The organism is Bernardetia sp. MNP-M8, from assembly GCF_037126285.1.
Taxonomy (GTDB): domain Bacteria; phylum Bacteroidota; class Bacteroidia; order Cytophagales; family Bernardetiaceae; genus Bernardetia.
In genome coordinates, this window is the sequence record NZ_CP147012.1 from 4,823,914 (window position 1) to 4,837,267 (window position 13,354).

The window sequence follows — 13,354 nt, forward strand, 5'->3', positions numbered from 1 at the left end:
TTTTTAAACTAACTGTCTTTTTTCCATTTCAATAATAAAATTTTCTTTCAAGTCTTTTTGAAAAAGCTCAATTATCTCTTGTTCTACGGCATCAATTCCATCACTTGCTTTAGCTACTTTTTGCAAAATTTCTATTAAGTAAACATATTCCTCATCTTGTCCGTGTTGTGTAAATGTATCTAAAGCCTTTTTATAAACCTCTTTCAAGTCAAGTTTTTTACTGGCTTCATAATTAAAAGACCATTTTATTTGAGAAGCCCAAGGATGTCCTTGTAAAATAGTATTTAAGGCGTGTATTTCTTCTGGTTGGATAAGTCCATCTGCCATAGCAAGTGCATAAATCAGCTCGCCAAAAGCATCATATAAACGTTCTTTGTTCATTATTATAAATTTAAAATTACTAGTGATTTTATCAAATAAAAAATCCTTTTATTATCATAAATAAAAGGATTTTTGTAGATTTTGTTTCAATTTCTAATTAATTAGTTGAATTAAATAAGAAATTGAGTTTTTCTGCTTAATCTAGTTTATATAATAAGCATTGCATCACCATAACTAAAGAAACGATATTTTTCTTTAATAGCTAATTCGTATGCTTCCATGACTAATTCGTAACCACCAAAGGCACAATTCATCATTAGTAGAGTAGATTGTGGATAGTGAAAGTTAGAGATGAGAGCATTACAAATTTTGAATTCGTAAGGAGGAAAAATAAACTTGTCTGTCCAGCCTCCATTTGGTTTCAAATGGTCATTTGCAGAAACAGATGACTCTAAAGCACGTAAAGAAGTAGTACCCACGGCACAAATTTTCTTCTTGGCATCAATTGCTTCATTTACAGCCTTTACAGTTTCTTCTCCTACTTCAAAGTTTTCAGAATCCATTTTATGTTTTGTCAAATCTTCTACTTCTACTTGACGAAACATTCCCAAACCCAAATGAAGAGTAATTGGATGAAAACTTGTTCCTTGTAATTGTAATCTTTTTTGAAGTTGAGGTGTAAAGTGAAGACCAGCCGTAGGAGCTGCAACTGCACCCTTTTTGTTTGCAAATATAGTTTGGTAACGTTCTTTGTCTGATTCTTCGGCTTCTCTACCAATTTCACGAGGAAGAGGAGTTTCTCCTAGCTCTTCTAATGTTTTATAAAACTCTTCAGGCTCGCCATCGTATAAAAAACGAATAGTACGACCTCTTGAAGTAGTATTATCGATAACTTCTGCTACTAGTTCTCCGTCTCCAAAAAATAGTTTGTTACCCACTCTAATTTTACGAGCTGGATCAACAAGCACATCCCAAAGGTGTGATGTCGAATTTAATTCTCTCAATAAGAAAACTTCAATTTTGGCATTTGTTTTTTCTTTGTAGCCATACAAACGAGCAGGAAAAACCATTGTGTCGTTCATAATCATTTTGTCGCCTTCCCCAAAATAATCTAATACATCTTTGAACATTTTGTGTTCGATAACGCCTGTATCCCTATGGACAACCATAAGGCGAGAGTCATCACGATTATCAGTAGGGTATTTCGCTGTCAATTCTTGAGGTAAATCAAACTTGAATGACGATAATTTATAGCGTTTCGTAGATTTGTAACCAGGTGCTTTGATAATAGTTGTAGGTTTTGGGTTGATGGATTATACTTTATATACTAAGTTTCAAAAAATAAAAGTGTGTTTTCTAAGATGAATAAAATAAAAATACTAGAAAAAAATACTTTTAGCTTGCTTCAAATTAGATAACAATTATCGAAACTAACTACAAAAATACAGAATAGTTAGTTTATGCTCAAATTATTTTTCATAAAAATATAATACAGAGCCAATTTTTAGATAAAAATAATCTTCAAATTTTAATTTTCTTTTTTTAATGTATTGAGAAATGAAGTTATACTTACTTAAACCAATCTTAATTTCTAATTGATTTATCATAATTGTGGATTTTTAATTGAGTTTGTTATCTTTTCAGTTTATAATTACTTATTGAATAATTATCTTTGTGTTATGAAAGAAACCAATCCACAATCAGAATTACAAACAGAAAACTTTTCTTCTGTTGCTCATCAAATTGCTTCAATGCTTTTAGAAATTGAAGCAGTAAAATTACGTCCTCATGAACCCTTTCAATGGGCTTCAGGCTGGAACTCTCCTATTTATTGCGATAATCGTCTGACACTTTCTTATCCGAAAGTAAGAACTTTTATTACTAAAGCATTAGTAGAGATGATAAAAACGTCATTTCCAAATGTTACTGCAATTGCAGGAGTAGCGACAGCAGGAATCCCACAAGCTGCTCTTGTGGCTCAAGAAATGGATTTGCCAATGCTGTATGTACGTGCAAAACCAAAAGAACATGGAACACAAAGTCAGATTGAAGGAAAACTCAATGCTGATGATAAAATTGTTCTGATTGAAGATTTGATTTCAACAGGACAAAGTTCTCTTGCAGCTGTTCATGTATTGCAATCTACACGAGCAAAAGTAATCGGAATGGCAGCCATTTTTACATATGGTTTTGACCGTGCAACACGTAATTTTTCACAAGCAGCTATTGATTTAAAGGTGCTTTGTGATTATTCTACGCTAGTTGAACAAGCTATTTCTCTAAATTATTTGCAAGAAGAAGACCATGCAATTCTTACAAAATGGAGAGATAAACCTGAAAACTGGATGCCGAAAAAGAAATAAATTGTTTTGTTATTTCAAATACAATCTTGACGGTTGGCAAGGTATAGCAAAAGCGAAAGATATTTTTATAAAATGTCTTTCGCTTTTTTTGATTAAATTGAGTAGCACCCAAATTATTTTATACTAAATTTATTGAAATGATTATTCATAATTCTATAAAAAAATAGAAGTATTTTGAAGCAAAAAAACCTAAGAATAAATATATATTCTTAGGTTTTTTGATATATAAAACTATTAGATAAACTCAGTATAATTATCTTAGTCGCAAATAAGCAGCTTTAATTTTTCCTCTCGTAAACTCAACAGATGTAGTATCTATTGTAGTGTCAGATTCTGTAATTTTATCAAAGCTAAAGTTAAAATCAGCTTCTAAAATATAACGAACAGTATCGAAACGAGTAATATTAATTGTGCCTGAGGGAACATCTTCTCCTTTATAACGAATAATTGGTATTGGAAGACCAATAGTATCTGTAGTATCACGAGGTGCTACTATAAAAGAGCCAACAGCAGGATAAGGAATGAATAAATAAAGTTCACTTCCATCAATTAATGAATTTCCTTCTACTGTCAAGATAGTGTCCCTTCCCAATGAATCTTGTCCAAAGCTTTGTACTTTGGGTATATTTGTATTCCAATAAAGGCAATCGGCTACATATCCTTCCATTGTAGAGACGGCTAAAGGATTATCATCATTGTCAGACTCACAAGCAACAGCAAAAAAAGCAAAAAGAGCTAAAAAGGTGTAAGCAAATTTGGATACAAATTTATTTGTATTTCTAATTGAATGAAACATAGAATAGGCTATTATTTTATATGAATTGATTTTTTTATGAATTTCTAATTGTTTATTGAGGACCACCACCAAAAGGAATACGAACTCCAAAATTAGCTCTCCAAAAATGATGTAAGTGAGGTGTATAAGCTGTTACATTCGAAACGTAGTCTTTGAAACGATAAGAACCACCACCTTCAGCAAAAATATAAAAAGAACCTGTATAAACTTCTGCACCAATTCCAGCATTCAAACTCAAAAGCCAAAACTGTTGGTCTTGAAAGTAATTACCCTCTGGAAAAACACGAAAACCGTCATTAGGCTCATAATCTTTTAATGTCCAGTCAATTGTATACATTCCTCCACTCATTCCACCATAGGTATAAAAGCCTCCTCTGTCATTATAAGCTCCAAAAAGATAATAACGCAAATTAGCACTTAGTTCAGCACCTGTACTTTTGCTAGTAATAATATCAGAGTATACAAATTCACCACGTTTTGTTCCTAACATATATGAGCCTTCCAAAGTAAGAGCTGTTTTGTAGCTTATCCCTATATTTAGTCGTGCCTCTAATCCAGCAAAGGGAGGGAAGTCTTCTACTTTTCCAAAAGGAAAACGATCTTCTTCACCTGCAATAAATTTTTGATAACGTGCAGCCACACTCATGCTAACTTGAGCTTGTAGTTGGTTAGTAGAAAAAATAAGAACTGCTACAAAGAGCATCAGAAATATCCCTATTTTTTTGAGAGAGATAGAAAAAGGAGTTGAAGTCATAATTGCAAACATAATATGGAATATGGATTGTTTTATTTTGTTTTTTGTAGTGATTTATTTTTTGTATTCTAAACAAATTCTATAACAAAAGATTTTTAAAGGTTGTTTTTTATAATTAACAAAATTAGTTTGGTGTAGTAAGACCATTCAAATTAATCGTAGTTTTATAAAATATTTGGTAAAACTAATAATTTTCTTTCATTTTTCTGTCCTAATTATCAAAATTTGCTCAAAATTTGCTTCAAAAATAACAAAGCAGTTTTGGCTATCTTATAAGTTGTGTCTTATTAAAAAGCCTTAATAAAAGAACGTCATTTATCACAATTTATTGAAAACGTATTACTATTAAACTATAATATAAATTATTTCTCTATCAATTTGTTAGTTTTTACATCAAATTTATCTCAAATCCTATACCTTAATGAACCATCCTAAAAACATTTCTAACACAACTTTGACAAAAGCAACCTCTATTACAGCAGAACAAGAAATAAAAGCACAAAATAAAAGATTACGAATTTTATCTTTAGGATTCATTTTTAGTGTTTTCTTAACTTTATTGATTTGCTTTTCTAGCCAAGCACAAAGTGCAGATAAAAATAAATACCTAGCTACTTTTCAAGACAAAACTTATATTGGACTTGCAACAGAAGACAATATAGAAATTATTTATACACAATGTGGTGAGCCTATAAGCACTTTCTATTTTGATGTCAGCAATGGAGAACCTATGTTTGTAATGGCAGGTTTGTATGATATTATGATGTATCAACTTACTTCCGTAAAAAAAGAAAATAATAAGTATATTTTGACTTATAATGATACAAAAGGACAAAAACAAGTGGCGCAATTAGAAACAGAATCTAATAATGAGAAAATATACATCATCTTTGAAGGAATGAAAATGGGCTTTGCTGTAAAAGAGAAAATGAGCATATATAAACTCTCTAATGATTGTGAGGAGATGAGATTATCTAATCCAAACAAGAAAAAATAGAGTTTTAAAAAAAGAGATTTGAAAAAAAATAAAAAAGTTGCAGTAAAAATGCAACTTTTTTTTGTGCTTTGAGTATAAATACATAGATTTACGATGTATTAAAAATCTATGTAAAAATGAAGACAAATCCAACCACCGAATTACTCAAAGGAACACTAACCACAATCATTCTTCGTTTGCTTTCCGAAAAAGGCAAAATGTATGGTTATGAGTTAGCACAATGTGTCAAAGAAACTACTGATAGCAAAGTATTGATAAAAGAAGGTTCTCTTTATCCTGCTCTTCACAAACTAGAAGCTGATGGCTTAATTGAATGTGAAAAAATGATGATAGGAAAGCGAGTGCGAAAATATTATCATCTTACACCAGCAGGAGAAACAGCAACTGCCAAGGCAATCAACGAACTTTTAGAGTTTTTGAGTACAATCCATCATCTAATTACTACTGAACCAATTTATGGTAACACTTAATGAAAATCAAGTAGAACTAATTTGTGAACGTGTTTTTAAAAACTCTCTTCAAGATACTGATTTGCAAGACAGTTTGCTAGACCACTTTTGTTGTTTTGTAGAAAGCAAAATGAGTGAAGGCTTTTCTTTTGAGGAAAGCATCAAAGAGGCTTCTGTTTCTATTGCTCCCAATGGAGTTGGCGAAATAGAAGAAGAATTATTTTTTATTATCCATTTCAAAACCCAACTTACTATGAAACGTATCTTGTATTTTTCTAGCTTTATTACAGCTTTTACGCTTTCTATTTATTTGCTTTTCAAGCATTTAAATTTACCTTATGCTAATACATTATTACAGATAGGTAATATTAGTTTGCTCTTTTTTGTTTTACCTAGTTTGGCTACTTTAGCTTTTCGTAATCGCACAAGCCTTGTAATGATGGACAAAATCAGACTTTTTATAGGTCTTTTTGCTGGAAGTTTGATAAGTATCGGAATGATTTTCAAAGGATTACATTTCCCTTACTCAAGCATTTTATTTGCTGTTGGTTGTGGTATTTTTGCCTGTATTTTTCTGCCTATTTTCTTTTATCAGCTCTATCAAAAATCAGTTCGGTTAGCTTAACCTAATTCTATTAGTAGCCTTCTAAAATGTGTTTCTCAAAAGAGTAGAAGGCTATTTTTTACCTCTTTATTTTCTAATAAAAATTTCTCAGAGTAATAATCAGTTTATTTCTTTGGCTAGGATACTATTGTCTTCTAAAAAATACTTCTAATGAAAAAATTATCTTTAATCCGTCTGGTTTACCTTTTTCTAATGCTATTATTTTGTTTAGTTAGTAGAACTACTTTTTCTCAAAATTATCCACTAGATTGGAAATCAAGAGTTGATTCTATCCTCCAAAAAAATACTCAAAATCAAGATTTAGGTGTTACTATTGGGATTACTCAACAAGGAAAACTCACTTATCACAATTATACAGGTTTAGCAAATTTAGAATATCAAGTTCCTTTTAATGACAGTACCGTTTTTGGTTTGGCTTCAGTTACTAAGCAATTTACGGCTGCTTGTATTGCAATTTTAGAAAAAAAACAACTTTTGAGTGTAGAAGATGATGTTAGAAAATATATTCCAGAACTCCTTTTTTATAGAGATACTATTCGTATAAAGCACCTTCTGAATCACACAAGTGGAATCCGTAATCACAATGTACTTCTGAGCTTACAAGGATTTGATTATCAACATAGAGGTTATACTAACAAAATGATTCAAGATTTGATGTTTCGCCAACGTGGAGTGAATGATATTGCAGGAAAAAAAATGTTGTACTCAAATACAAATTATGTCTTTTTGGCTCTCATTATAGAGCGAGTTTCTAAAAAAACAATTTCAGAGTTTGCAAAAGAAGAAATTTTTGAGCCTTTAGAAATGAAATCTACATTTTATAAAAATGATTTGGAAAATATTGTTCCTAACAAAGCCTGTGGATATTATTTTGATGGAGAAACGTATAAACACCCAAAATCTCTAACATTATGTGTAGGAGCTGGAGGTGTAGGGAGTACCATTTCAGATATGGCAAAATGGTCAAAAATATTTTTAGATGATACTCATGAGTTTGCTTATATTGCCAAATTTTTAACCACAAAAGATGCTCTTAATGATGGTTCTTTCATAACACAGGCTCGTGGTGTTTTTGTGTGGCAGTTTGAAGGAAATAATTTGGTAGGACACGGAGGAAGAGATGTAGGAATGCGTTCTTATTTTGTTTGTGTTCCCAAAAAAGAAATATCTATTATGGTTTATACCAACTCTGAACATATTAATGCTCAAGGAATTGCATTTGATATTTTGGAAAAATTAGTTACTCAAAAAGAAAACAAGAATAAAATAGAAAAAGCTGATTATCAACATTCTAAAGAAGAATTAAATCTGCTTTTAGGTTCATATCAAGAACTAAATAGTGATTTATTGATGAATTTTTTTATAGAAAATGACACTTTAAAAGTAAAAACCAATATGGGAAATAATGCAATTTCATTACTGACAGAATCAAAAAATACTTTTCATCGTATCAATGCTAAAAATGTAGTCTATAATTTTTATAATATTTCAAAAGAAAATAATAATAAAGACATGGATTTGACTGTGAATTTTGGAGGAGGAGTATTTTATTTTGAAAAAATAGATTTATTTAAAAAAGAGAAAGTCAATACAAACGACTATATAGGAAAATTTTATTCTGATGAGCTAGATGTTACTTATCAAATTTTTCAAAAAGACAGTAAATTAATTCTTTCTTTTCCAAATAATGAAAACATACAATTATCTTCAAGAAGAAAAGATGAGTTTGGAACAAATCAAAGAATGAGACTTTCTTTTCAAAGAAATAAAAAAGGAAAAATAGATGCTTTTGAGGTAGCAGCAGAAGGAACAGTAAAAGAAATTTTATTCGAAAAGGAAAAATAAAAGAAAGACTAAAAAAGCAAGGTTATTAATAGTGATTTTTTTTCTTAATTTTGAAAGATTAAAACTATTCCTCGAAGTCGTTTAAGAACTGTAAGTCAGCGAAGCTAATACTCATTTTTCCTTAGAACTGGGTTTGCAAACTCAGCTCTAAGGAAAAATGACACAGCCTTTGTTGGTGTTTTAGCGTAGCGACACCAACAAACATACCTGTAAAACCTATTCTTAAACAACTTCCTCTTCTATTTCAAGAAAAAGAAAATTTATATGTTCATTATAAAAGATACTACTCTCAAAGAATTTGTAATTGATGTTTTTATTCAAATGGGTTGTCCAAAAGATGATGCTCTTTTGGCTGCTGACGTTTTGTTAGCTGCTGATTTGCGTGGGATAGATTCTCATGGGGTTGCTCGTCTGACTGGTTATGTGCGTTTGTGGGAAGCAGGACGCATAAATCCTACTCCAAATTGGAAAGTTACTTATCAAACTCCAAGTACGGCAACCATTGATGCAGATGCAGGTTTGGGATTGGTTGTTGCGCCAAAAGCAATGCAAGTAGCTATTGAAAAGGCTGAAAATGTAGGCTCTGGATGGATTTCTGTCAAAAATTCAAATCATTTCGGAATTGCAGGCTATCATTCCATGCTTGCAGCAGAAAAAGATATGATAGGTTGGGCAATGACAAATGCAAGTCCATTGGTTGCTCCTACACATTCAAAAGAGCGCATGTTAGGAACAAATCCGATTGCAATAGCTGTTCCAGCAGGAGAAGAAAATGATTTTGTAGCTGATTTTGCCACAACAACAGTAGCAAATGGAAAATTAGAAATTTTACAACGAAAAAATGAAGATGCTCCTAATGGTTGGGTGCAAGACAAAGATGGAAATACTACCAATAATGCTGCTGCTTTAAAAGAAGGTGGCGCACTTTTACCTTTAGGCTCTGATCCAATGCGAAGTAATCATAAAGGATATTGTTTGGGTTCGGCTGTCGATATTCTTTCGGCTGTACTTTCTGGGGCAGGTTATGGTCCTTGGGCACCTCCATTTGTTAGCTTTTTGCCTTTGCCATCTGACCCTGTGGGACAAGGTTTGGGACATTTTTTGGGTGCAATGAGAGTAGATGGTTTCCGTCCAAAAGAAGAATTCAAATCTCACATGGATAATTGGATTCGTCGTTTTAAAAATGCTACTCCTATTGATGAGTCTCAAAGAGTAATTATTCCAGGAGAGCCTGAATTAGAAAATAAAGCCTATCGTCTTAAAAATGGAATTCCTATTTTAGAACCTGTCGTAAAAGATTTGGAAGAAGTAGCTAAAAAGTTGAAGTTAGAAAAGTTGAAATTTTGATAAAATAATCAATTTTAAATACACTATTTTATACCACAAACTATTGTCAGAGTTGTTTCGGATTACCTTACAACTACTGACAAAGTTTTTTATATATTTTTTATCTTTAAACAAAAATATAGAACTTTTGAAAAAAGTGTACTAATAAAATTGAAAGAAATAAAAGAATGATTGTAGATAACATAGAATTAGACAGAGAAAATATAGAGTTTAATAATGCCTTAGACCTTATTAAACATACAGAAAAGACTATTTATCTGACTGGAAAAGCAGGAACAGGAAAAACTACTTTCTTGAAATACCTCAAAACGACCATCAATAAAAATATGGTCATTGTTGCGCCTACAGGTGTGGCAGCTATCAATGCAGGTGGACAAACGATACATTCATTTTTTCAGATAGCTCCTAGTTTGTATGTTCCAAATGACAAACGCTTGAGAAAAGACTCCAAAATGGGCGATGAGGATAAAAGCACTATTTTCGAACACTTTGTTTACTCTAAAGAAAAGCGAAAAATTATTACTAGTTTAGAGATTTTAGTTATTGATGAAGTTTCGATGGTGCGTTGTGATTTATTGGATGTAATAGATCGACTTTTACGTATTTTTCGCAAAAAAGAAACTGTTCCTTTTGGTGGTGTTCAGGTTCTTTTGATTGGTGATACCTTTCAACTTCCTCCAGTGATGAAAGATGAACACAAAGAAATTTTGATGGAATATTATGAGAGTGAGTTTTTCTTTAGCTCAAAGGTAATTCAGCAAATAGAACCTATTTACATAGAACTCAAAAAAATATACCGTCAGAAAGATCAGCGTTTTATCAATCTTCTCAACAAAATAAGAAATAGTAATCTTACTTACGACCAACTGCAGGGTCTGAATACAAAATATGAACCTAATTTTGATTTTGAAAAATATACAAACTGTATCATGCTTTGTACGCACAATGAAAAAGTAAGTGAAATAAATGCTGAAAAATTAGCTCGTCTGACTACTTCTTTACAAACCTTTAATGCTACTGTAGAAGAAGAATTTCCAGATAAAAACTTTCCAACTAATAGAAATCTTGAACTAAAAATTAATGCTCAAGTGATGTTTGTCAAAAACGATAAAGACAAAAAATATTACAATGGAAAAATTGGGAAAATAATACGAGTAGAAGGTGAAAAAATAATTGTAGAAGATGAAGCAAAAAATCAAATTGAGGTAGAACAACAGGTTTGGAAAAATATAAAATACAAATGGAACGATGAAAAAGGAAAAATAGAAGAAGAAGAACTAGGTTCATTTACGCAGTATCCTATAAAACTAGCGTGGGCAATCACAGTTCATAAAAGTCAAGGACTTACTTTTGAAAAAATAATTGCAGATGTAGGAAATGCTTTTGCAGCAGGTCAGGTTTATGTTGCGCTGAGTCGTTGTACTTCCTTTGAAGGATTGGTTTTGGCTTCTCCCATTCCTCACAGAGCTATCAAAACCGATAAAAGAGTGATGGCATTTGCCAAAACAGAAACATCAAAAGCTGCCATTTCACAAGAAATAAATGATGGAAAAGCAGATTTTTATTATAAAAAAACAAGACAAGCAGCTAAAAACAAAGATTTTGAAGGTGTTTATGATAACTTTATACAAGCCTTAGACTATCGAAACGACATCAAAACGGAAGATTTTAGAAAACACTTTTTATTTTGGGCAGAAAAACTGACTGCACCTCAACCAATTCAAGAGAAAAAAGAAGTAAAAGTAAAGCCTATACAAGAAAAAAAGAAAAGGGAGCAAGAAGTTCATCAAAAAATCAAACCTAAAAAAATTGTCCCTGTAAAATTATCTACTACCAAAGAAGTCAAAAAAACTAAAGAAAATACTTATAAACGTTGGACTATAAAAGAAGAGGCTCAGCTCAAAGATTTATTTCATTTAGGACATACTATAAAAGAAATAACCAAAATAATGGGAAGAGATAAAGATGCAATTATTTCTAGGTTACATAAAATAGATTTGAAGAAATGATATTACCTTTTCGATGAAAAACATGAAATTGATGAAGTTAAACAAGTTCATTAATAAAAACTAACCATGATACTTCGATAAGTTTTCTTTCTTTTGATTGCGTAAGTTCTTTATATATAGTCTCTAATTCTAAATCAGGAGGATTAACAACCCAATAGGCACAATAACCCTTTACTACAGAAGTAAGAAAAAATTGGAGAGTAGATTTAGGATTTTCAACTAAGAAAGTTGAAAACTGTCTATCAACACAATCAAAATCTAATATAACTTTATTATCTATTTCTTGTGAATATAAAGAAAAATAGAATTTCTCATCTTTATACTTTAACCACAAATCAGAACAAAATTTGTTATTAGTAACTACAGGAGGTTGAATAAAACTAACCGAATCAATGAGTTGAGTAATTACTTTCTGTAAATCTTGTTCATCTACTATTATAAAAATTGATTGATCTATCATTTTTGATAGTTATATTAATAATTGGTTTTTATTTTTCTGATCGCATATCCAAAGGTACGCCATTTTAAAATATCATTTAACATTATTTCCCCCTCAAAGCCACCAAACCCAAAAAAGGCCCTAAAGCTAAAAACACAAAAATATACTTTTCATTGATAAAATTAGGAAAATCAGAAAGCATATTTATAAACTGAATACTGACAATCGTAATAGCAAAACCAATACAATTTACAATCGTGAGTGCTGTTCCTTTTAGTTCTGAAATGGCACTTTGAGCCACCAAAGTAGAAAAAAGGGGAGAATCTGCAATCACTACCAAACCCCAAAAAATGAGAAAAGTAATCAATAAAAAATAAGAATCTGCATAAAAAATAAGAGGAGAAACAAGACAACAAAGCGTAGAAAGCGATAAAGATGCAAAGGCAACTTTCTTAGTTCCGAAACGCTCCGAAAGATAGCCACCAATTACACAAGCAAAACTTCCTAAGCCAATAATTAGAAAAGAAAGAAAGGAAATATTCAAATTTATTTCTGGGTGTAATTCAGAATAAGTCAGTAAAATAATAGGAATAAATGCCCAAAAGGTATATAACTCCCACATATGCCCAAAATATCCAAAGGCTGCCAAACGAAAATCAGCACTTTTGAAGACTTGAAAGAAAGCTGTAAGTTTTATTTTTTGTGCTGATTTTCCAGAACGATTGATGGAATGGTTTGGAACAAAAGCAAACATCAAAACTCCTCCCAAAACAGCAATCAGCGAAGTTGCTTGTATAACCAAACGCCAAGAAAATATACTTTGTGAATATTGAGAGTTGTGAAAATAATCCAAACTTTGAATGCTTTTCAAAAGATGAGGAAAAGCCGTTCCGATAACTAAAGCTCCCACTAAATAACCTAGTGATTTTCCTAAGCTCTTTTGATAATAATCTGATGCTATTTTCATTCCTACTGGATAAATTCCTGCTAAGAAAAAACCAGTTAGAAAACGAAATAATAAAAGAGTAGATAAATTATTCCCTTCAAAAATTGTAAAATAATTACACAAAGCACCCAAAATAGCACAAACAAAGAATACTAATGAAGGCGAAAAACGATCAGCCATCATCAAAAGTGCAAAAATCAATGTTCCACTTATAAAACCAAACTGAACAGCAGAAGTAAGCGAACTCAAGGCATCAGTAGGAAGACCAAAAGCGATTATTAAATCACTCATTACGGCATTTCCTGCAAACCACAACGAAGTACAGCAAAATTGAGACAGAACTATGATTGGTAAAATTACACGTTTGGTCATGTGTTTTGTTTTTTCTTACAACTCAAACTCAAAAAACTACTTTTATATCTTTTATCAGAGATATATTTTCAAAATCTACTATATATTATAA

General features: G+C 31.3%; 13 protein-coding genes. 7 read left to right on the forward strand and 6 right to left on the reverse strand.

Annotated elements, in window-relative coordinates:
• Positions 1-3: 3 nt before the first annotated feature.
• Together V9L04_RS19515 and queA are read right to left on the reverse strand one after the other, a co-directional pair.
• A complete protein-coding gene (locus tag V9L04_RS19515) occupies positions 4-381 on the reverse strand; it encodes a TerB family tellurite resistance protein (protein WP_338791612.1) in 378 nt (125 codons plus the stop codon).
• 146 nt (positions 382-527) lie between these two features.
• Entirely contained in the window at positions 528-1,535 is a 1,008-nt protein-coding gene (gene queA, locus V9L04_RS19520) for a tRNA preQ1(34) S-adenosylmethionine ribosyltransferase-isomerase QueA (RefSeq protein WP_338791613.1), read from the reverse strand.
• Positions 1,536-2,000: 465 nt separating this feature from the next.
• Here queA and pyrE point away from each other — a divergent pair, with 465 nt between their 5' ends.
• Entirely contained in the window at positions 2,001-2,684 is a 684-nt protein-coding gene (pyrE, locus tag V9L04_RS19525) for an orotate phosphoribosyltransferase (RefSeq protein WP_338791614.1), read from the forward strand.
• Positions 2,685-2,937: 253 nt separating this feature from the next.
• On the opposite strand, the gene V9L04_RS19530 is transcribed toward pyrE, so the two are convergent.
• Both V9L04_RS19530 and V9L04_RS19535 read right to left on the reverse strand, forming a co-directional pair.
• A complete protein-coding gene (locus tag V9L04_RS19530) occupies positions 2,938-3,480 on the reverse strand; it encodes a hypothetical protein (protein WP_338791615.1) in 543 nt (180 codons plus the stop codon).
• A 52-nt stretch (positions 3,481-3,532) separates the two neighbouring features.
• Complete coding sequence (locus V9L04_RS19535) at positions 3,533-4,246, reverse strand: hypothetical protein (protein WP_338791616.1); 714 nt, start codon at positions 4,244-4,246, stop codon at positions 3,533-3,535.
• Positions 4,247-4,655: 409 nt separating this feature from the next.
• Between V9L04_RS19535 and V9L04_RS19540 the strand changes: the two genes are divergently transcribed.
• The 6 genes from V9L04_RS19540 (at position 4,656) to V9L04_RS19565 (ending at position 11,506) form a co-directional block, all read left to right on the forward strand.
• Positions 4,656-5,231 carry a hypothetical protein gene (locus V9L04_RS19540; protein ID WP_338791617.1) on the forward strand — a complete coding sequence of 192 codons (576 nt, stop codon included), beginning with the start codon at positions 4,656-4,658 and terminating at the stop codon, positions 5,229-5,231.
• Positions 5,232-5,347: 116 nt separating this feature from the next.
• Positions 5,348-5,701: a PadR family transcriptional regulator gene (locus V9L04_RS19545; RefSeq protein WP_338791618.1), complete on the forward strand. Its 354-nt coding sequence runs from the start codon at positions 5,348-5,350 to the stop codon at positions 5,699-5,701.
• Positions 5,688-6,305: a hypothetical protein gene (locus V9L04_RS19550; protein WP_338791619.1), complete on the forward strand. Its 618-nt coding sequence runs from the start codon at positions 5,688-5,690 to the stop codon at positions 6,303-6,305. The genes V9L04_RS19545 and V9L04_RS19550 overlap by 14 nt, the downstream gene beginning before the upstream one ends.
• A gap of 150 nt (positions 6,306-6,455) precedes the next feature.
• On the forward strand, positions 6,456-8,150 hold the full coding sequence (locus V9L04_RS19555; RefSeq protein WP_338791621.1) for a serine hydrolase domain-containing protein: 1,695 nt from the start codon (positions 6,456-6,458) through the stop codon (positions 8,148-8,150).
• Between the two features lie 264 nt (positions 8,151-8,414).
• Positions 8,415-9,497 carry an Ldh family oxidoreductase gene (locus tag V9L04_RS19560; RefSeq protein ID WP_338791622.1) on the forward strand — a complete coding sequence of 361 codons (1,083 nt, stop codon included), beginning with the start codon at positions 8,415-8,417 and terminating at the stop codon, positions 9,495-9,497.
• A 167-nt stretch (positions 9,498-9,664) separates the two neighbouring features.
• Positions 9,665-11,506, forward strand: coding sequence for an AAA family ATPase (locus V9L04_RS19565; RefSeq protein ID WP_338791623.1), 1,842 nt, complete (start codon positions 9,665-9,667; stop codon positions 11,504-11,506).
• A gap of 37 nt (positions 11,507-11,543) precedes the next feature.
• Here V9L04_RS19565 and V9L04_RS19570 read toward each other — a convergent pair whose 3' ends face one another.
• The gene (locus V9L04_RS19570; protein WP_338791624.1) at positions 11,544-11,966 is read right to left on the reverse strand and encodes a hypothetical protein; all 423 of its coding nucleotides are present in this window, start codon (positions 11,964-11,966) and stop codon (positions 11,544-11,546) included.
• An 82-nt stretch (positions 11,967-12,048) separates the two neighbouring features.
• Complete coding sequence (locus tag V9L04_RS19575) at positions 12,049-13,263, reverse strand: MFS transporter (protein ID WP_338791625.1); 1,215 nt, start codon at positions 13,261-13,263, stop codon at positions 12,049-12,051.
• Between the last annotated feature and the right edge of the window lie 91 nt (positions 13,264-13,354).

Coding starts and splice junctions, on each gene's coding strand:
- V9L04_RS19560 (WP_338791622.1), top strand. CDS start 8,415: ATGTTCATTATAAAAGATACTACTCTCAAAGAATTTGTAATTGATGTT.
- V9L04_RS19565 (WP_338791623.1), top strand. CDS start 9,665: ATGATTGTAGATAACATAGAATTAGACAGAGAAAATATAGAGTTTAAT.
- V9L04_RS19540 (WP_338791617.1), top strand. CDS start 4,656: ATGAACCATCCTAAAAACATTTCTAACACAACTTTGACAAAAGCAACC.
- V9L04_RS19515 (WP_338791612.1), bottom strand. CDS start 381: ATGAACAAAGAACGTTTATATGATGCTTTTGGCGAGCTGATTTATGCA.
- V9L04_RS19550 (WP_338791619.1), top strand. CDS start 5,688: ATGGTAACACTTAATGAAAATCAAGTAGAACTAATTTGTGAACGTGTT.
- V9L04_RS19555 (WP_338791621.1), top strand. CDS start 6,456: ATGAAAAAATTATCTTTAATCCGTCTGGTTTACCTTTTTCTAATGCTA.
- V9L04_RS19570 (WP_338791624.1), bottom strand. CDS start 11,966: ATGATAGATCAATCAATTTTTATAATAGTAGATGAACAAGATTTACAG.
- V9L04_RS19535 (WP_338791616.1), bottom strand. CDS start 4,246: ATGTTTGCAATTATGACTTCAACTCCTTTTTCTATCTCTCTCAAAAAA.
- V9L04_RS19545 (WP_338791618.1), top strand. CDS start 5,348: ATGAAGACAAATCCAACCACCGAATTACTCAAAGGAACACTAACCACA.
- V9L04_RS19575 (WP_338791625.1), bottom strand. CDS start 13,263: ATGACCAAACGTGTAATTTTACCAATCATAGTTCTGTCTCAATTTTGC.
- V9L04_RS19530 (WP_338791615.1), bottom strand. CDS start 3,480: ATGTTTCATTCAATTAGAAATACAAATAAATTTGTATCCAAATTTGCT.
- pyrE (WP_338791614.1), top strand. CDS start 2,001: ATGAAAGAAACCAATCCACAATCAGAATTACAAACAGAAAACTTTTCT.